This window comes from Phocaeicola faecalis (assembly GCF_021730445.1).
In the GTDB taxonomy this organism is placed as follows: Bacteria; Bacteroidota; Bacteroidia; order Bacteroidales; family Bacteroidaceae; genus Phocaeicola; species Phocaeicola faecalis.
In genome coordinates this window covers 1-20,481 of the sequence record NZ_JADNRM010000024.1, presented here as the reverse complement: position 1 = coordinate 20,481, position 20,481 = coordinate 1, and the positions used below count along the sequence as shown (strand labels likewise).

The 20,481-nt window shown below is 39.1% G+C and carries 20 protein-coding genes and 1 pseudogene; 19 read left to right on the top strand and 2 right to left on the bottom strand.

Annotation, left to right across the window (positions count from 1 at the left end; all coding sequences use genetic code 11):
* Positions 1–170: 170 nt before the first annotated feature.
* On the top strand, positions 171–1,112 hold the full coding sequence (locus tag IR173_RS16595; protein WP_237040630.1) for an Rpn family recombination-promoting nuclease/putative transposase: 942 nt from the start codon (positions 171–173) through the stop codon (positions 1,110–1,112).
* 283 nt (positions 1,113–1,395) lie between these two features.
* Positions 1,396–1,626, top strand: coding sequence for a DUF4248 domain-containing protein (locus tag IR173_RS16590; RefSeq protein ID WP_237040629.1), 231 nt, complete (start codon positions 1,396–1,398; stop codon positions 1,624–1,626).
* Between the two features lie 464 nt (positions 1,627–2,090).
* Here the strand turns inward: IR173_RS16590 and IR173_RS16585 are convergent, their stop codons facing one another.
* Together IR173_RS16585 and IR173_RS16580 are read right to left on the bottom strand one after the other, a co-directional pair.
* On the bottom strand, positions 2,091–3,356 hold the full coding sequence (locus tag IR173_RS16585) for a YfjI family protein (RefSeq protein ID WP_262914317.1): 1,266 nt from the start codon (positions 3,354–3,356) through the stop codon (positions 2,091–2,093).
* A 659-nt stretch (positions 3,357–4,015) separates the two neighbouring features.
* A complete protein-coding gene (locus IR173_RS16580) occupies positions 4,016–4,195 on the bottom strand; it encodes a hypothetical protein (protein WP_237040627.1) in 180 nt (59 codons plus the stop codon).
* 237 nt (positions 4,196–4,432) lie between these two features.
* Between IR173_RS16580 and IR173_RS16575 the strand changes: the two genes are divergently transcribed.
* The 17 genes and pseudogenes from IR173_RS16575 to IR173_RS16500 all read left to right on the top strand — a co-directional run.
* Positions 4,433–4,933, top strand: coding sequence for a UpxY family transcription antiterminator (locus IR173_RS16575; protein WP_237040626.1), 501 nt, complete (start codon positions 4,433–4,435; stop codon positions 4,931–4,933).
* 71 nt (positions 4,934–5,004) lie between these two features.
* Positions 5,005–5,298 (top strand): nucleotidyltransferase family protein, encoded by a 294-nt coding sequence (locus IR173_RS16570; protein ID WP_237040625.1) that lies wholly within the window; start codon positions 5,005–5,007, stop codon positions 5,296–5,298.
* A 169-nt stretch (positions 5,299–5,467) separates the two neighbouring features.
* Positions 5,468–5,938 carry a hypothetical protein gene (locus IR173_RS16565; RefSeq protein WP_237040624.1) on the top strand — a complete coding sequence of 157 codons (471 nt, stop codon included), beginning with the start codon at positions 5,468–5,470 and terminating at the stop codon, positions 5,936–5,938.
* Between the two features lie 145 nt (positions 5,939–6,083).
* A complete protein-coding gene (locus IR173_RS16560; protein WP_237040623.1) occupies positions 6,084–7,403 on the top strand; it encodes a UDP binding domain-containing protein in 1,320 nt (439 codons plus the stop codon).
* Between the two features lie 118 nt (positions 7,404–7,521).
* Positions 7,522–8,646, top strand: coding sequence for a polysaccharide pyruvyl transferase family protein (locus tag IR173_RS16555; protein ID WP_237040622.1), 1,125 nt, complete (start codon positions 7,522–7,524; stop codon positions 8,644–8,646).
* Positions 8,643–10,172, top strand: coding sequence for a lipopolysaccharide biosynthesis protein (locus tag IR173_RS16550; protein WP_237040621.1), 1,530 nt, complete (start codon positions 8,643–8,645; stop codon positions 10,170–10,172). The genes IR173_RS16555 and IR173_RS16550 overlap by 4 nt, the downstream gene beginning before the upstream one ends.
* Positions 10,169–11,137 carry a glycosyltransferase family 2 protein gene (locus tag IR173_RS16545; protein WP_237040620.1) on the top strand — a complete coding sequence of 323 codons (969 nt, stop codon included), beginning with the start codon at positions 10,169–10,171 and terminating at the stop codon, positions 11,135–11,137. Before IR173_RS16550 ends, IR173_RS16545 begins: the two co-directional genes overlap by 4 nt.
* Complete coding sequence (locus IR173_RS16540; protein WP_262914316.1) at positions 11,134–12,198, top strand: glycosyltransferase family 2 protein; 1,065 nt, start codon at positions 11,134–11,136, stop codon at positions 12,196–12,198. Before IR173_RS16545 ends, IR173_RS16540 begins: the two co-directional genes overlap by 4 nt.
* 73 nt (positions 12,199–12,271) lie before the next feature.
* Positions 12,272–13,195 carry an acyltransferase family protein gene (locus IR173_RS18260; protein ID WP_394800684.1) on the top strand — a complete coding sequence of 308 codons (924 nt, stop codon included), beginning with the start codon at positions 12,272–12,274 and terminating at the stop codon, positions 13,193–13,195.
* A 5-nt stretch (positions 13,196–13,200) separates the two neighbouring features.
* Positions 13,201–14,343: a hypothetical protein gene (locus IR173_RS16535; RefSeq protein WP_237040619.1), complete on the top strand. Its 1,143-nt coding sequence runs from the start codon at positions 13,201–13,203 to the stop codon at positions 14,341–14,343.
* A 110-nt stretch (positions 14,344–14,453) separates the two neighbouring features.
* Positions 14,454–15,506 carry a glycosyltransferase gene (locus IR173_RS16530; protein ID WP_237040618.1) on the top strand — a complete coding sequence of 351 codons (1,053 nt, stop codon included), beginning with the start codon at positions 14,454–14,456 and terminating at the stop codon, positions 15,504–15,506.
* A 137-nt stretch (positions 15,507–15,643) separates the two neighbouring features.
* Positions 15,644–16,525, top strand: coding sequence for an O-fucosyltransferase family protein (locus IR173_RS16525; protein ID WP_237040617.1), 882 nt, complete (start codon positions 15,644–15,646; stop codon positions 16,523–16,525).
* On the top strand, positions 16,525–17,424 hold the full coding sequence (locus IR173_RS16520; RefSeq protein WP_237040616.1) for a glycosyltransferase family protein: 900 nt from the start codon (positions 16,525–16,527) through the stop codon (positions 17,422–17,424). Before IR173_RS16525 ends, IR173_RS16520 begins: the two co-directional genes overlap by 1 nt.
* Before the next feature lie 113 nt (positions 17,425–17,537).
* A complete protein-coding gene (locus IR173_RS16515; protein WP_262914315.1) occupies positions 17,538–18,359 on the top strand; it encodes a beta-1,6-N-acetylglucosaminyltransferase in 822 nt (273 codons plus the stop codon).
* A gap of 7 nt (positions 18,360–18,366) precedes the next feature.
* A complete protein-coding gene (locus IR173_RS16510) occupies positions 18,367–19,473 on the top strand; it encodes a glycosyltransferase family 4 protein (RefSeq protein WP_237040614.1) in 1,107 nt (368 codons plus the stop codon).
* A gap of 17 nt (positions 19,474–19,490) precedes the next feature.
* A complete protein-coding gene (locus IR173_RS16505) occupies positions 19,491–20,222 on the top strand; it encodes a WecB/TagA/CpsF family glycosyltransferase (protein ID WP_237040613.1) in 732 nt (243 codons plus the stop codon).
* 16 nt (positions 20,223–20,238) lie between these two features.
* Positions 20,239–20,481, top strand: a pseudogene (locus IR173_RS16500) (capsule assembly Wzi family protein); the annotation flags it as partial.

Sequence of the window (20,481 nt, the reverse complement as noted above, 5' to 3'; positions counted from 1 at the left end):
GTCGGGCTTCGTCGGAGCTGGTGGAGAAAGGTAACGAATGGTCATGAAAACTTGCTTTCAACGAGAGCATTTGAGAAACATCGACTCCACCTCTAAAAAAACAGACCACACCGAATGCCTTTTCCATATAAATCATTATCTTTGTCCGTTGTAGAAACACAGAAAACATAATGGGCAAGTTTATCAATCCGTTCACCGATTACGGCTTCAAGAAAATATTCGGTCAAGAAGTATCCAAGGAGTTGTTAATCGAGTTCTTAAATGATTTATTGGAGGGAGAACGGGTGATAACCGACCTTACCTTTCTGAACAATGAGCAGTTGCCCGAGTATCCGGGAGAGCGTATTGCCATCTATGACATCTTCTGCACCACGGACACGGGCGAGAAGATAATCGTGGAGATGCAAAACCGCTCCCAGGTCTATTTCAAGGAACGTGCTCTGTATTACCTTTCTCATGCCATTGTCCGTCAGGGCGTGAAGGGAGAGGGTTGGAAGTTCGATATAAAAGCGGTGTACGGAGTCTTCTTCATCAATTTCCTGTTGGACGAGAACCATAAGTTGCGCACCGATGTTATATTGACCGACCGCGAGACCGGAAAATTATTTTCGGACAAACTGAGGCAAATCTTTATCGCGTTACCCCTGTTTAATAAGACAGAAACAGAGTGCGAAACAGATTTTGAACGTTGGATATTTGTATTAAATAACATGGAAACATTGAATCGTATGCCTTTTAAAGCTCAGAAAGCCGTATTTGAGAAGTTGGAAGAGATTGTCGATGTCCATTCTCTCTCCGAAGAAGACCGCGTGCGCTATGAAAATAGTGTGAACGCTTACCGTGATTATTTGGCTACCATCGACTATGCAGCAAAGAAAGGCAGTGAAGAAGGTTTTGAAGAAGGTTTTGAAGAAGGAATTGAGAAGGGCATTGAGAAAGGAATTGAGAAGGGCATTGAGAAGGGCATTGAGAAAGGAATTGAGAAGGGCATTGAGAAGGGACGGCGAGAAGAAAAATTGAAAATGGCCCGCAACCTGAAATCTTTGGGAATGACCTCTGAACAAATCATGCAAGTCACCGACCTTTCCCTTACAGAAATCGAATCCCTATAACCGACTTTCCCCATTTGCCACGAGAAAGACTTACCCCCCAAAAAAAACACCCATACATCATTCGGAGAAGGGTGTGTCGAAACTCTCATAAACTAAAAGTCACCCTCGCCACAGGTAGTTGTAGCGAGGGTGATTTCAATAAAAGGGGAGTTTTGACACATCTCCCAACGTCTTCCCAAAAGGATGGAACATGTCGAAATAAACCTCACTAATCATTTGATAATCAGACATTTTATTACTATCTTTATATCAGAAAACAATAAGTAACCATAGTAAAAAAATAATGAAGAAAGAAGAAGAAACATTCGCCATCCGCACTTATGACAAGGCAGAACTGGCATCCCTCTATTGCCCCGGACGCGAACCTGGAGCCGCCCTGCAAAACCTCTACCGCTGGATACAGCGTATCCCTCGCCTGACGGAGGAACTCAACGCCACAGGCTACAACAAATACCGCCATTGCTACCTGAAGCAAGAAGTGGAAATCATCGTGAAATACTTGGGAGAACCTTAGCGGAAAAGAGAGCCGCAAAAGAAATGCAGCGCAAAAACGCACTAAAGTGTTTTCGGAAAACTCTTCCGGCTTTCAGGAAAAGACTATTGTGTTTGGGAAAAAGACCTTGATGTTTTTCGAGAACATCAAGGTCTTTTTTCCAGGATGAATGCATTCTTCAGGGTGAATGCTATCGGGACGAATCATGCTATCGGGACGAATGATGTTACCGGGCGGACACATGGGTCCGCCCCTACAGGTATCTACACCCGTCGTAGGGGCAGACCCATGTGTCTGCCCTGAATCCCACACACATACACCATAGAAATCCACCCACTCAAACCAACAAAAGAACGGTGCAGCGGAGGCTTTCACAGCTACCCTTCAGGTGGTTGCGGCGTGTTCTAATATGGCCCCATAACCAATACACTGATTATCAGCACAATGACTTCCAATTTTGGGACCACTAGGACCAGGGCTCACCTTTATGAGTTTCCGGGCCAAGATTTACAGAGTTTATGATACATTCGACCCTCTTTTTCAATGATTCGCATCTCTATCAAACGAACAAGGTATCTTTTAAGCGAACTAACGGGTATTCCATGTTCCTTGGCGACCTCACTCAACTGCGTATAAGTGAAGTATTCGGGAAGTTGTGCCAATACCGAACGTATGCGATAAAACTTCTTCATCGGCTTGACTTCCTTGCCCGACTCCACGGCAGACACGGTGGTAGACAACAGTAAGCTATGCTCCAACAGTACTTTCACAATATCCATTGCCACATGAAAATCCTCATCCGTACACCGGCACTGCTGCACATTCCACATCGGCTCACACTTGCGCAACGCTGTCAGCACCATGGCTATGCGGGTCGCTATCAGTCCGTGACGAAGCACAATCGCTCCATGCGAATCATCATCTTCACTCACCACTTCCTGAAGAACGTTGCTGAAACGCTGCGTATGCTCCTCCCACTGTTCGGGAGTGAAACACACCTCGGTGGGCGAATCAGACAGGAAGATAAACATACGAAGCACCTCTTCACTCAATTTCCTGAACAGCTTCACATGGTCGGTGCCACCCTCCATGGGAGCTGCCGAAATCCATTCCCACTGCCCCTCACCAATATAAAAAGCCATGCGACTGTACATACCGTTCTCCAACGACGAAATGAAGCGGTGAAGCTGAGAAGGAGTCCCCGTAAGACACAATGCCAGATGAGGAGCATGCGCCACCACCATGCGCTTATCCGTTTTATAATAAGACGACGTCTCCTCGTGGTGAAAAGCAGCACGAAGCACATCATCATGCTTTCCACAGTCCTGCTTCATGGCATTGGTGAGCATATCCAGCTCCGACGCATTAATCACCACCCCTTGCGTACCGGCCTCCTCGAGAGCTATAATCAACTGACTCTTCGAGATATTGGGCGAAATCTTGAGCATGCGCTTCACCGGAGGCTCGGGACGCTTGTCGATGTCGGGCACACGCTTCTCCTGAATGGCCAAACGTTCTTCCAGCGCCCACGCCAACTGCTTCTTGTCATACTCCGACTGCAGCGTCTTGTTCTTGTCTTCCAGATAACGCTGGACAGCATCGGGCAGAATAGAGCCGAGCGTCACAATCCCCTTGCCGCGTCCCGCACCGGCAAGGCTCATCGCATAAAAATGAGGAGTGTAGCACATGTCGGCATAATTCATCCACACACCGGGAAGACAACCGCTCAGATTGGCAAGCATCCCCAGCAGCAGACGGTCTTTTTCACTAATTTAAGATAGGGAAAAAACGTTGCCCTTCGCCTGCAATCCGAGATTGCAATATGCGAAAGTACGACATATAAAACTGACGAAATATTACACTTTACGCCAAATCAACCACCGTTTACCGACTGTTTATCAGCATTCTAACAAACAGCCGGCAGAACTAAAGTGTATAATTAGCATTCTTCTTTTTATTTATTCTTTTTAACAGTAAGGACAATACTCCCCAGAGAACCCTTCCAAATTGTTCCCAATCTGTATTCTTTTAAACCCATAGTGCTTCGTTTTTTATACCCTAACGGTATAAGAAGCCCCAGAAGGACAGCCATACAGACTCACGGAGACGCTTACATACATCCTCCGTTATCACTCCTCCCCTTCCTTCTTTTAGGTCAATCTGAAAGCCCTGTGAGTGATAAGCATGAATTCTGAGTTACAATGCTGACGTCCAATCTGATATTCGTCTGATGTACTTGATTTATAATACTTTGGAAGGACGTATGTTTTTAGCATTGCAAACTTTAAATGTTTCTCAAATATTATACCCACATACTTTTTGACTTGACCCCTTCTTTTCTTGTCGGTCAATCTCCCCCTTTCTTTTTCTTTTGCCGGTTAATCTTCCCCTGGCTCTTTTTCTTTGCCAGTCAATCTTCCCCTTTCTTCTTCTTTTCTTGTTGATTGGAGAATATTTTATAGCCCCTCCTACACATCCGCTTCAGTTCCGCCAGTTGCCGGTACGACAAACTCTCAATGTCTCGCTCCAGCTTTTCCAACTCTTTTTCTACACTTCTCACCCTATTCCATCTGTCACAATTTGTTTCCAAATCTTCTTTTTATTCATATTCTTAAAATATTTAAAAAATAAAAAGGCGCAAAAATATAAAAATCTGCACTTACAATGTTAAATATTTGAGTTTTTATGAACAAAATATTGTAGTTCGTAAATTTATGTCTAATTTTGCAGAGAGTTATGAGGAGGGTTCGGCAGTGAATATTACACTGACGACCGCGTAGCGTACCTTACCTCCTCCTTTCCCCCTCTCCCCCTTGGTTAATATAGAATGAAAAAATGGTATGTAGCCTACGTGCTTTCACGTCACGAGAAAAAGACTGCTGAGCGCCTCACGAAAATGGGAATCGAGAACTTCCTGCCCGTGCAGGAGGAGATTCGCCAATGGACGCACCGCCGTCAGAAGGTGACACGCGTAGTTATTCCGATGATGATTTTCGTACACGCCACACCGCAGGAACGTGCGGAGGTGCTGACACTCTCGTCGGTGAGCCGCTACATGGTGCTGAGGGGCGAGCACACCCCTGCCGTGATTCCCGACCTGCAGATGGAGCGTTTCAAGTTTATGCTGGACTATAGCGAAGAGGCAGTGGAAATGTGCAGCACACCACTGGCTCCCGGCGAAATGGTGAAGGTGATTAAAGGCCCCCTGGCAGGAATGGAAGGCGAGCTGGTGAACGTGGACGGACGCAGCAAGGTGGTGGTACGACTGGAGATGCTGGGATGCGCCGGGGTGGATATGCCGGTGGGATTTGTGGAAGCAGTGAAATAAAAAAAGAAGCACATCCATTGCTATTCACGGAAATAGTATGTATATTTGAAAAAAAAATCAATGAGCATATAATGAAAACGACTCAAGAATATCTGCAAATACTGAAAGATTATAAATCGAGGAAAGCCGCTCAATATGGCATTTCCCGAATTGGCATTTTCGGTTCTGTAGCCCGTGGCGAGCAAGCCGAGCACAGCGACGTAGATATCTGTGTCGAATTGGATACCCCCAATATGTTCCATCTCATTCACATCAAAGAGGAATTGCAGGCTATATTCGGATGCCCTGTAGATATTGTCCGGTTAAGAAAGAATATGGATGAACTGTTGAAACGTTGCATCATGGAGGAGAGTATTTATGCATAAACAGGAAACAGTTTCATTTTGACGCATTTCATGGAATCATCGCTGAAGAAAAGGCTTGTTATGGGCTACAGCCATTTTGAACATTAACAAAAAGCTGTCACTACCCAATGGCAGCAATAATAGAAAGTACATACCAAAAACTTACTCACGAATTCAATATTTAGAAATTATGACTGCCGAAGAACTTAAACGTTATGCCGAACAATATCGTCAAAATTTTGGAGAACCAATCAATCTAAAATGTAATTCATTGGAATCTATTCCCAATGCCCTCAATACAAGCAACCGCCATGCTTGGGGAGGAATATCATGGATAAATTACTGGCGCGCTTTGACAGGACATCATGAAAATGCCTTGTTTTGTGCTCGTTGCGGAAAAAGAATATTTGCAGACATAGAGTCAAATGAGTGCAAAGACTATGTAAAACGACACAATTTAAGCAATTATCCTAAGCTACAAATCACAGTAGAAGCTTTACAAGCAATAGGAGGACACATTCTCAACAAAACAGATGAGGAATATTTTAAAGGTTACTATATCATTCCACTTTGCATAGACCATAATAATGAACATTGTGACATACAAACTATACAAAAAGGTACGTTAATGTGTGCAGAGATAGGAGCAACAATAGACTAATACATCCCTTAAAAGGATGCAAAATACATATAAAAAGATGATTATAATGACACTCCTTAATCTATAGGAACATTATTGTTCCATAAATTCCCTACCCCAACAATGCACAGATAAACACGCTTCGAATAATAAGACATTGACACTAATGAAGAATTTCAAAGAGATAAAAATAGCTGTAGCCGGTACCGGTTATGTAGGTTTGAGCATTGCCACCCTTTTGGCACAACACCATGAGGTGAAGGCGGTGGACGTAGTGCCCGAAAAAGTGGAAAAGCTTAATAGCAGAATTTCACCGATACAAGATGAGTATATTGAGAAATATTTGGCGGAAAAGCCATTGAAGCTGACAGCTACCCTTGATGGCCGCGAAGCCTACCGGGATGCCGACTTCGTAGTGATAGCTGCCCCCACCAACTATAATCCGGTAAGAAATTACTTTGATACCTCTCATGTGGAAGAAGTAATAGACCTGGTGCTGGAAGTAAATCCTGATGCCGTAATGGTTATCAAGAGCACTATTCCTGTGGGCTATACCCGTAATCTTTACGTAAAGTATGCCAAGAGAGGAGTTAAGAAATTCAACCTCCTTTTCTCGCCTGAGTTCCTTCGTGAAAGCAAGGCGTTGTATGACAATCTTTATCCAAGCCGGATTATTGTCGGTTATCCGAAGATTATTGACGCACCGGAATTTGCAGAAGAAAATGAAGCAATCAAGACAGTGACGGATGTTGACAATATGCAAGAAGCGGCGAAAATCTTTGCCGCCCTATTGCAAGAAGGAGCAGTCAAAAAAGATATTGATACTCTCTTTATGGGTATGAAAGAAGCGGAAGCCGTGAAGCTGTTTGCCAATACTTACTTGGCTCTGCGTGTAAGCTATTTTAATGAATTGGACACATACGCTGAGATGAAAGGCCTTGATTCAAAAGCTATTATTGACGGTGTTGGTCTTGACCCGCGTATCGGTACGCATTACAATAATCCATCCTTCGGATACGGCGGTTACTGTCTGCCCAAAGATACCAAGCAGCTTCTTGCCAATTACGCGGATGTTCCGGAGAATTTGATTGAAGCCATTGTGGAAAGCAACCGCACTCGCAAAGATTACATTGCAGCTGCGGTGTTGCGCAAGGCGGGGTATTATAATGAAAACAGTAGCTACGATGCTGGTTGCGAGCATGCCTGTGTAATAGGCGTGTATCGCCTCACCATGAAGTCTAACTCTGATAACTTCCGTCAAAGTGCCATTCAGGGTATCATGAAGCGCATCAAGGCAAAGGGTGCCGAGGTGATTATTTATGAACCGACCTTGGAGGACGGAACCACTTTCTTTGGCAGCAAGGTGGTGAATGATCTTGATGTTTTCAAAGCCCAAAGCCATGCTATCATTGCCAACCGCTATGATGGTTGTTTGGAGGATGTGGTAGATAAAGTTTATACCAGAGATATTTTTGGAAGGGACTAAAAGCTATATCAAAATCCCTAATAGCCTATTTAAAAAATGATAGAAGAAGTACATTTAATTTATGTTGTTCTCCAATTATTCGTTTGATTCTATTTGAAGAACAAAACGAAAATACATTATGATAAAAAAAATAGGTATACTTACATTAGTTAGTGCAGACAACTGTGGTTCGCTTCTTCAAGCATACGCTCTTCTGTATGCGTTTAGAAGTATTTGTCAAGTAGATGCAGAATTAATCAATTTTTGGCCACCACAAGCTCGAAAATTATATCGCACTTTTCATCCATCGGTAATTAAACGTCCTAAATCATTGTGGCGCACCATATATTTTTGGAAAGCTTTAAAAAATCAATCCAAAATGTATGAGGAGTTTCGTTATAAAGAACTTAAGTTAGTAGACAAAAAAATCCTCAATAAAGGATCCTTGAACAAATATTTGTCAAATTTCAAAGCTGTAGTAGTAGGAAGTGATCAGGTATGGAATGTGCGGATGTTTGATTTTGACCCCGCTTATTTTTTATCAGATTGTACATGTCGTAAATTTGCTTATGCCGCAAGTTTAGGTGGTAACGAAAAAGAAGAAGCCCCAGCTGCGTTGCTTAGTTTTCGCACGGCTATTGAAGCTTTTGATCGAGTTAGTGTACGAGAGCCACAAGGCAAACGGATATTGGACTCATTTTGTATGCGAGATATTGAAGTGTGTATTGATCCCACACTGATTATACCAGAGAAAGAATGGAATAGATTGGGAGGAAATAGATTAGTAAATGAAGATTATGTATTTTACTATTCTTATAACTATTCAGATAAGGTATTATGCAAATTAGTACAGGATTGTGCACATCAATACAAGCTTCCAGTTTATGTTATCAACGCTTCCCGTTGGATTCACCATTTACCTGGTGATTATGGTTTCCACTTCGCGCCTTTAGATGGTCCTAAGGCTTTCCTTTCATTAATGAAACATGCTAAATACGTATTTGTACAATCATTGCATGGAGCTATTTTCGCATCAGTGTTTCACACTAATTATTGGTTTTTAAACAATAGAGAAACTGATGTGATAGACTTGCGCAGTGAAAATGTCCTCAGACTGTTAGGTACACGTCACCGGGTGTTGCGTCCTAATAATTATAAGGATATGGACATAAAAGCCCCCTGTGATTATTTGGGCAATGAGAAACTAGAAGAAGAACGCGCCAAATCCATCGCTTACCTTCATCAAATAGTTTTCAGCTTATGAATCGTACTCAGCATACACTAAGGAACAGTTTATGGGGACTTGTTTCACGATTGGTCTGTGTCTTTGCTCCTTTCGTGATTCGTACACTCATTATCAACGAGTTAGGTGCGAATTATTTAGGACTTAGCGGATTGTACGTATCCATCCTTCAAGTACTTAATATGGCCGAATTAGGTATTAGTTCTGCCATAGTATTCAGCCTTTACCGACCATTGGCTGAAAAAGATAAAATTACAGTTTGCGCACTGATGGCATTGTATAAAAAACTATACCGATACATTGGCTTGAGCATACTTGGGATTGGACTTTGTGTAACTCCCTTCCTCTCTTCTATTATAAAGAGTGATGTTCCCGATGGCATCGATATATATCTTTTGTTTCTTTTATATCTGGCAAACACTTCTGTGAGTTATTTGCTCTATGCCTATAAATCTTCGTTGTTGACAGCCGACCAGCGTAGCGACATAGTAAATAAAATATTAATGGCTGTAATGCTGTTACAATACGTTATGCAAATTATCGTATTGATTGTTTTCAAAAATTACTACGTTTATTATATATTGACGCCAATCTGTACTTGCTTGTATAATATTTATTTGTCGCGGATAGTCGACCGCAAATACCCCGAATACAAGCCTTCGGGTAGTTTGCCCGAAAACATAGTAAAGGACTTAAAGCAACGAGTGAAAGGAGTCTTGATAGGAAAAATATGCATGGTTTCTCGCAGTGCTATTTCCGGAATATTGCTGTCTGCCATGATGGGATTAGTTACTGTAGCTATCTATTCCAATTATTTCCTGATTATCACCAGTTTATCCAGTTTTACCACCGTATTCATCACCGCCATGTCTGCCAGTGTAGGCAATAGTATGGCAACAGAGTCGGAAACAAAAAATTATCACGACTTTCAGAAATTCACATTCCTGTATGCGTGGATAACCGGTGTCCTTTCGGTTTGTTTGCTCTGCCTTTATCAGCCCTTCATGCTTCTATGGGTAGGTAGCGAACTTATGCTTCCTTTCCAACTGGTGATCGCTTTTTCCGTCTATTATTTCATCCAAACATCAGGCGACATCAAGTCTGTATATATGAATGCAAAAGGGCTGTGGTGGGAGAATCGCTATCGAACCATTTTGGAATCCATTTTTAACTTAGTGTTCAGTTGGGTATTCATCCATTGGATGGGTGTGTTAGGGGCTGTAATAGGACCGATGTTGTCGCTGTTCATTTTCAATTTCGGCATGAGTACAACCATCATGTACAAATATTGTTTTCCACATTTCCCATTATCTGATTTTTTCAAACAGTACCTGATTTACATTATCATTACTGCCACTGCCGGTTTATTCTCTGTTATTATAATTAATAGCTATGCGCAATATATAGTATCTGATTGGTTGTCACTGTTTACAGCGGGAATTGTGAGCGTAATTGTACCCAATGTACTTTTCATATTGTTCTATGGTCATCACCGACTTTATCCTGATGCAAAACAATTTATCATACAACTAATAAAAAAGTCATGAGCACAAAAATCAGTGTGATAATTCCTGTTTACAATGTGGAAGCATATGTAGAACGTTGCATCCGTTCTTTGTTTGATCAAACCTTCATTAATTTCGAAGCCATTGCTGTGGATGATGGTTCAACCGATCAAAGCGGTGTCATTCTTGACCGTCTGCAAAAAGAAGATTCCCGACTAAAGGTATTTCATCAGTCTAATGGGGGAGTAAGCAGAGCTCGTAACTTTGCTATGCAACAAGCAATAGGAGATTTTTTTTGTTTTTTGGATTCCGATGATACTTATCAACCTGAAATGTTAGAAACTCTTGTCACTAAACAAGAGCAAACCCAAGCAGACTTAATAGTTACGTCCTATAGCTTCTACCATGAAGATACTGAACAGCGAGAGACTGTTGATTGTCTTTTCGAAGGCACATGTGACAAAAACAAATCCATGCAACTGATGTTTCAGCCACATGGATACAGATGCTATCTTTTCACTAAACTTTTTAAAAAAAGCTTAGTGAAAAGCAGCGATGCCATCTTGTCATTCCACAGCAATCTGAGAATGATGGAAGACATGGTATTTGTAGCAGAATATGTGGCACGTTGCCAAACCGTAGCTTTCATAAATGAAAGCTATTACAACTACCTGATGCGTGCGGACAGTGCTATTCATACCACAAATACAAAAGAAAAAATAAAAGCATTCGAAGCAATTGTTCCATTTGTAACAACACATTTTAACTCCTTGTGTTCCGATACATTACGATGGTCTTATTATGTAAGCTTGTTGGGCGATGCACATGAGTTGGTCAGCCAGAACCAATGTCCTCCTTCTTCCCTGATGGAAGCAATCCGTAAAGAACGCAACCATTTCTTATTAGGCAACAAGTACTCAATCATGGGATACCTCAAACATTTGTCAGAAGAGATGCTGTTGAGATTTTATATGTTTTACAAATCTTTAAAACCCTTAGAATATTGAATATTAGTTTTATCATACCAGCCTACAATGCTGAATCGTTTATTGTAAAGTGTGTGGAATCCATCCTGAATTTGAACATAAACGATTTTGAAATTATAGTGGTAGATGATGGTTCCACTGATCATACAGCTGCAGAAGTAAAAAAACATATGCTAAAATGGAACCGTTCACAACAGAAAGTAACATTTTTGCAGCAGCATAATGCCGGAGTATCTGTAGCACGTAACCATGCCTTGACACATGCCAGCAAAGAATGGATTACTTTTGTCGATGCCGATGATTTGATTCTTCCACAATTCTGCGAAGTATGTAAGTTGATAGATTCACAAGCTTGCGATACTGATGTTTTTGTGTTTGATTTATATCCATCTTCCATACGCGATGTTTCTTCCATTTATTGTCCACATTCCATTTTTCATACAGAAGTTTATGATAGCAATGATCGGCTTCTACTAATGGAAAACACATTAGGATTTGTGAACAGCAGCAGAAAGCTGAATTTTCGCTTTCCTAATTCACTAGGAAAAATTTACAACAAAAGACGAATCATCGACCCATTTAGTTTAAGATTTCCTATTGGTGTGAAAAATGGTGAAGATTTATTGTTCAATTTACAAGTATGGGAACATGCAGGAAAAGTAGTGGCCTGTCATTTTCCTGTATATTTATATTATACGAACATGAATTCACTTACACACAGATATAAACCCGACATGGACGAAATAACCCGATTGTTTTTCAACAATCTTTTGCCTATTGTCAAAAGACATCCTTCACTATGGCCTCAATACCATAGTAGTAAAATAAATAATTTTTTTATAGAATGTAATCAATTTCTTTTTCATCCTAAAAACACATCAAATATAAAACAAAAATATATCAGTTTTACGACTGTCCTGAACGGCTATTACCACGAATCCTTCCATTATAATAATAACATACAGATACCCCAAAAGAGGCTTGAATACCTTATTTTTCTACTCATTCGGAAGAGAATTTATCATATAGCATTTACTATATTTTACATGAAATTCGTTATAAAACGCATCATAAGCAAATGAATCTACAACTATCTAAAAAAATAACTTCTGCCAATGTCATTTTAACTTGTCTCATCCTACTACTCCATAGTACATGGAACGATCCATCTTTTTCCCCTCTATGGACAATAACGGACTTGGCAGTACCTACTTTTTTCTTTATTTCCAGTTTCCTATATTTTATCAAATGGGAATTATCTTTTCATTGCTATTTGCAGAAAACATGGGCACGAATACAGTCATTACTATTGCCTTTATTCATTTACAATATGTTGGCTTGGTGTTATTATATGGTTACTACTGGATATCTTTCCCTATGGCCATCAAAATCACCCCCCCATGTAATTTTTTTTCAATAATAGCATATATTTGGAATAGCGAAGGGGATACCCCATTATGGTTTCTCAGTGCCTTATTCAAATTTGCACTGTTCGCCCCATTGATAGGTATAATAATGAAGTCTTCGCGGTGGTCTATTCTTTTATCAATCATAGTGTCATTGTATACACAAAATCTTCCATATAACCATACATTTTTTTGGTTACCTTGTTTAATGGGGGGAGCATGGTGTGCCCTGTGGTTGCCCTATCTGACTAAGATTTGGAATGGTTTCCGATCAATTATTCCTTCGGGTGTATGCGTTTTCATCGGAATTATAACATTTGCTATGTATTGTCTGATATTTATGAATATAACAGACCGAAGTCATGATTCGTTTTATTATATTTATAGAATGGTATCCCCTCTCTTATTAATGCTCATCATGGCAGATACAGACATTCTCCCAGCAGAAACAGCTAAAAAATTATCAACATATACCCTGTATGCTTACGGTATGCACTTTCCTATCATTGAATTGATGAAGGTCACCTCCCGTTTACTTAATTTTGAAATATTAATTATACAATATTCTTTCATTGTCATCTCTACTTGTACATTGATTTTTTTTACTGCTTCTTTTCTTAAGAAACAATTCCCATATGTGTGGTATTTGATGAATGGATGTCGTTTAAAATAAAGGACATGAATGATAAACAAAATAAAGCACTACTTTCTGATGCTTATGACTGGGGATACTTGTTCATCCTCATAAACTGTTGTATTGGTGAAAACACATGGTCCGGAACATTATACACTTTTTTAAAGTGGCCACTTTTGCTGACTACATTAGTGATGTTTTATAAATATGCCATTAATTATTTTAAACGTAGACCCCAAGATATAAAATTTTATTTGCCCATACTTGCTATTGGAGTTTATAATTATTTTTTAATAGGAAGCGCTTGGATTCTTTATGCTATTCTCATTATATTGTTTAGTCGCGGAAGAAGTATAATTAAATTCATGAAGATGACATATAAGATCATGCTTTTAATTTTCATTGTTAATATAATAGTTTTTGCTTTCCGGTATATTTTTTTTCCTGATGATTTAGTTACTGTCTATACAGAAATAGGGAAGAAATATTCCATGAGTTTCTTATCTGCCAATGAAGCTGCTCGTAACTGGATTTATTTAGTTTTCTTATGGCATTTCTTACACCAAAAAACTACTATATTTCATTGGATTATCATTGCCATCATATCTATGATAATGTATCATTTTACCCAATCTGATGCTATCTTTTTTATTTTAATATTATTCCTCTTACACTCATTCCGAACGGTTCTGATTATCCGAAAGTATATATGCTTTTATTCACGTTATGCATTTACAATTTTTGCCTTAGGTTCTTTCATCTTAGCTTATCTTAGGCATCCGTTAATACTTATTTTAGATAAAATGTTCTTTACAGGAAGACTAAGTCAAATAGTTGTAGCTCTAAACATTTACGGATTAAGCTGGTTTGGTAATCCCATAGATACATTCAGCTTGCATACTTATGAAGAGGAAACACGGCCTTTATTTTTGGACAGCGGCTATGGCTTTATGATGATAAAAACCGGTATGATTTTCCTTTTTTTAATAGCTTCCGTATTTATCTTTTCAAGAACTTACCGCAGTTACAAATTAAGTATATGCACATTACTTTATGCTATGATGACACTGGCGGAAAACAATATGTTACATCCTACGGCTATTTTCCCTATCGTATTAGCTTTTTCCAGTGGATTCAGCCTAACCAATTTTTATAAAAGTTATTCTGCAATTATTCGAAAACAATGAACATACTTTTTTTTATATACTCTACCGTAGATCCATTACATGGTGGAATTCACAGAGTCACTGACGTACTTATGCAATCAATGAAACATACACACTGCATAAGTTGCCTAATGCTGAGAAAGACTTCTTACACCCCAATCGCTAATGATAATTTTTATTATATACCAAACGAAATAGATGTATTTAATCCCATAAATATATCTTATGTAAAGAAGTTATGCCTTACAAATAGCATTGACATAATCATTAATCAAGAAGGCATCTCACCATACACTTCACGTTTCATACTTGATGCCGCACCCGAACATGTAAAAATCATATCAGTATTTCATAACACACTGGCTTCTTGTTTCGGTTGCCATTCCAAATTACCTGTTATTTATTCAAAATGGATTCCAGAAAAAGGAATACATTTTTTAAACAATCTTTGTTACATGTATTTCCGACATAAATATGGACAGCATATCATTCGAACAGTAGAACGCAGTAGCCGAATCATCGTTTTGGATGAACATTTACTAGATGATTTATCTTGTTTTCTCGGTAAGCCCATACCATCAGGAAAGTTATGTGCTATACACAACCCTGTTACGTTACCTCAAGGAAAATATATTCCCATCCAACAAAAAAGTAAAATATTACTTTATGTAGGAAGACTGTCTGCAGAAAAAAACATCATAGACTTACTATCAATATGGAAAAAAGTATCTCTTTCACATCCATCATGGCACTTCTATTTAGTAGGCGATGGCCCTGAACGAGAGAAAATATTAAAATATATCAAAAATAACGGTTTGCGTAATATTTCTATAGAAGGAAGGAAAAACCCGATCCAATATTATCAAAAAGCTTCTATTTTTATCTTGGCTTCACTTTATGAAGGACTCCCATTAGTTTTATTGGAAGCAATGAATTATAGTGTCATTCCTGTGGCTTTTGATAGTTTTCCTTCTCTTCATTCAATAATAACCCATGAAGTGAATGGAATGATAGTGAAGCCATTTGATAAAAAAAAATACGCACAAGTTTTAACAAAACTCATGGACGAAGAATCTTTCAGAGAAGATTTGTCAGTTAAAGCATGGGAACATTCCCAATTATTTTCCATAAACACTATTCTTAACGAATGGAATAAAGTTTTTAATGATATAATAAAAGAATGAAATGACAATTAATAAAAAGTTTTTTTACCTCGATTTGCTAGTTTAGCAACCGATAATAAAAAGCAATAAATATTTCTCTTATTTAATATATTTACAACATGCTTTTATGCCAACTATCAGACCAACTAGGCAATCAAATGTTCGCCTATGCAGCAATCAAATCTATAGCCTTAGATCGAGGTTATACATTCGGAGTAACATCACAATTAGATAACCAATTTCTGAAAAACGATACAGATAAAAAGTATGGTAATACTATTATTTCCATATTTGATACTATAAAAAATGAAGTAGTAGACCATATTCCACAAGGCTATACGTCATATCAGGAAGAGAGAAATGTAATATCATCTGTTTTAAGTGAAGTAAAAAACATCAGCGATAATATTGTGATGAAAGGACACTACATAGCTCCTCTTTACTTTATGCATCGGCTGGAAGAAGTAAGGCAATGGTTCACTTTACCACAAGACATCCAATTAAAATCCGCCAAGGCATACGAAACCATAAAGGAAAAATATCCTGCAGGAACGGTATTTTGTAGCGTTCATTTCAGAAATGCAATGGACTATAGAGTGAAAGGATTTATGTTACAAAAAGACTATTGGCAGAAAGCCGCTGACAAAATGTTATTAGATAAGGGCTCGCGGGTTATATTTATGGTTTTCTATGACAAAATGACAAATATAATTCAATCATTTATCAAGAAATACAAATGCGAAGTACAACATAATTCTCTATTCGTGGACTTCGACATGATATCCCGATGTGACTGCCACATTATTTGTAATTCCAGCTACTCTCTAATGTCGGCACTGATGGACAAAAAAGGTTTAAACAATACTTACTGTCCTTCCATTTGGCCAATCCCCAATGGATATTATGCCACAGACACTTATCCAGAACAATTTATAAAGGTAGATTGTAAAAGAGACCGTTTCTCTTATTTCCTAGGGAAAGTAGCTCCATACCTGTCTCCCTTAAAACACTTGGTGGTACACAATAAAAAACGAGTTTGATGAAAAACAATGCACCTATCATCTTATTCGCATTCAATAGAATAGATACAGTTCAAAATACTATTTCTTCTTTGTTACAGAATGAAGAGGCAAGCTATTCTGACCTATTCGTTTTTGTGGACGGAGCACGTCCACATAAAAAGGGAGAAAACGGTAAAGTGGCAACCGTACAGAATTACGTGAGACACATTACAGGTTTTAAAAAAGTGACATATACTTTCGCTGACAATAATCAAGGTTTGGGCGCCTCTGTCATAAAAGGAGTAACAGAAATCATCAACCAATATGGAAAAGCTATCATATTGGAAGATGACTTAGTACTATCTTCCAATTTCCTGTCCTTTATGAACTCAGGATTGGAGTTATATGAAAAAAGCACAAAAGTATTTTCTATTTGCGGATATTCTAACAAAGTAAAAGCACCTAAAGGGTATGAAAACGATGCTTACTTCTGTACACGCAGCAGTTCGTGGGGGTGGGCTACATGGGCAGACCGCTGGAACAGTGTGGACTGGGAGTTGAAGGATTGGGACAATTACACTGCTTTAGAAAAGAAATTCAATAAATGGGGTGGTTCTGATTGCTGGAAGATGTTACGCGCATGGAAATTAGGAAAAAACCAATCGTGGGCTATCCGTTTTTGCTTTGCCCAATTCCTTCAAGACAAACTGTCTTTATTCCCAATCATTAGCAAGGTGAAAAACGATGGCTTTGATGGAAAAGGTACAAACTGCAAAAAATGGAGCCGCTTTAAATATGAGTTTGACATGACAAGTGAAAAGCATTTCAAACTACCTCAAACGGTTTCAATTAATCGACAGTTATTCCGTTCGGCTATGAGCTACCACGGAATGATTATAAGAATATATAGCAAACTGATGTACCTCTTAAACCAATAATAAAAATAGTATGAAAATAGCATATTTGATATCAGTATACAAGGACCCTACACAGTTCAAGAGAATGGTGAGGATACTAGACAACGGACACACGCATTTCTTTATACACGTAGATGCTAAAGTCGGTCAAGAGGCATTTACCCCCCTCGCAAAATATTTTTACATTTTGCAAATCAAGATATTATATACAATGGGGAGGATTCAACCAAGTAAAGTATCAGCTTGAAATGTTGAAGACCTGCATAGAATCCGGCAAAAGATTTGACCGAATATTCATATTGACAGGACAGGATTATCCGATTCGGAGCAACGCAGAAATAGAATCAGAACTAAATAACAATCCACGCAAGGAATACATTACCGGATTGAACATATCAAATTTACGAAAGCCTTCCAAACTACGTCATAAAATAACCCTTTATCATTTCTTCCGCGATTTGGAAGGTATCCCTTATAAGGTTAAAAAGATTTTCTCCGGTGGTAGCCGTCTATTGATGCGTTTGTTACCCATACGCAAAAAACCTTATATAATGGTGGACGGAAAAAGGTGGGATATATGGCAAGCATCAGGATATATGTGCCTCACTTGGGATTGTGCCTGTTATGTGCTACATGAAATGGAACATAATAAAAAAATGATGCAATACTTCCGCTATAGTTTTGTTCCTGAGGAAATGGTCATTCCTACCATTATTTTCAATTCACCGTACAAGAAGAATGCATCTGTATATCCTTATAACCAATATGATGGTTTGAAATCGCTTTCGGCCATCACTTATTTTAATTACGGTAAAAGCATCCAAGTCTTCAAATTGGAAGATTATGATGAATTAAAGAATAGCGGGAAGATGTTCGCCCGCAAGTTTGAATCTGGAACATCAGACAGTTTAATGGATAAGCTGGATTATCATCCAGATACCAAAAAATCAAAGTAACATTCCAATGAACCCCACCATTCTTTTCATCCTCCATCTCCCCCCTCCCGTTCACGGTGCGGCCATGATGGGAAAATACATCCACAACAGCAAGTTCATCAACACAAGCTTTGACTGCCATTATATAAACCTCACCACCGCCAAAGACCTTGCGGACATTGGCAAGGTGGGAATCCGCAAACTGGTTCAGTTTGCGCAGTTGCTGAACACCATCCGAAAGAGAGTAAACTGTCTGAAGCCTCAACTGGTGTATGTTACTCCCAATGCACGAGGAGGAGCGTTTTATAAGGACTTCATAGTGGTGCAGATGCTAAAAGCAATGGGATGCAAAGTAGTGGCACACTATCATAATAAAGGAGTAGCCATCCGGCAAGACCATTGGCTGGACGATAAACTTTACCGTTCATTTTTCAAACATCTTAAAGTGATATTGCTGGCAGAAGCTCTTTATAAGGATATAAAGAAATATGTAAGATGGGAGGATGTGATGATTTGTCCCAATGGCATCCCTGAAACATTGAACAAAGAACCCATATTTGAACGAAACAACAAAGTTCCTCATTTATTATTTCTTTCCAACTTATTAGAAAGCAAAGGAGTTTTGGTCTTGCTTGATGCCCTAAAAATTCTTTCAGACAAGGGCTACTCATTTGTCTGCGACTTTGTGGGAGGTGAAACTGCGGAAATAGATGCCGCAAAGTTTAAAAGAGAAGTTGAACAAAGAGGATTAAATAAATTTGTTGTTTATGATGGAAAAAAATACGGAGAAGAAAAGGAAGCATATTTTAGCCAAGCAGACATTTTTGTATTTCCTACTTATTATCACAATGAATGTTTTCCTCTAGTTCTTTTGGAGGCTATGCAACAAGGAATAGCTTGTATAGCCAGCAGTGAAGGAGGAATCCCAAGTATCATAGAAGAAGGAAAAACCGGATATATAATAGAAAAAAAGAATGCATCAGCACTTGCTGACAAAATAGAATTCCTGCGAAACAATCCTTCGCTTTGCCAGAAAATGGGAGAAAACGGTCAAAAGAAATTTTTAGCCGAATTCACGATAGAAAGATTCGAAAACAGAATGAAAACTCTTCTAGAAAAACTTGTCACAAACTAGAAGTAATTATAACAACAATGCCTTTAACGTTAAAAGAAATCTCTTTGGTGGAATATCGCCAAAGACTGAACGACTTGTCCGATGGTAAGCTGCTGATCAACACCATCAATGCTCATTCTTATAATACTGCTTTGAAAGATCCGCTTTTTGCAGAGGCTTTATTGAAGGGAAACGCGTTAATTCCTGACGGGGCCAGTATCGTAATGGCCTGTAAGTGGCTAAGCACTCCTCAAAGGCCTCTTGAACGTATTGCCGGATGGGATTTGTTTCAATTTGAAATGGATAAGTTGAATAAAAAAGGAGGAAAATGTTTTTTCATGGGAAGCAGTGAGAAAGTGCTTTCATTAATCAAAGAAAAAGCGGCAGTAGTTTATCCCAATATTACTGTAGAGACCTATTCCCCACCCTATAAGCCGGAATTTACGGCAGAGGAGAATAAGCACATTATTGAGGCTATCAACCGTGCTAATCCGGACTTACTGTGGATAGGTATGACTGCCCCTAAACAAGAAAAGTGGACTTATATACATTGGGATGAACTGAACATACACTGTCACGTGGGAACGATAGGAGCTGTATTTGACTTCTTTGCAGGAACTGTGAAACGCGCTCCCCTTTGGTGGCAGAAACATAGTTTGGAATGGCTATACAGACTAATAAAAGAACCTGGAAGAATGTGGCGGAGATATATCATCGGTAATACATTGTTTTTATGGAATATAGCAAAAGAAAAGTTTTCAATAGATTAAATTATATACAAAACTAATGCAATTTAAATCGTTTATCTTACCCATTTTTACTTTCTGCACCACCCTCTGCCTGTCGGCACAGGAACAGGGAGCGTCCACTCCGTTTTCTTACCGTGTAGAGACTTCCGTCTCGGTTGCCGATGGAACGTATGCTCCGCTGTGGCTCACCGCCAATCGTTATGGGCTGTCTTCGCAAGAGCCGAAAAGTGCTTATCTGCGTGCCGGTGTGCAATGGCAGAAGGAATGGCAACATGGATGG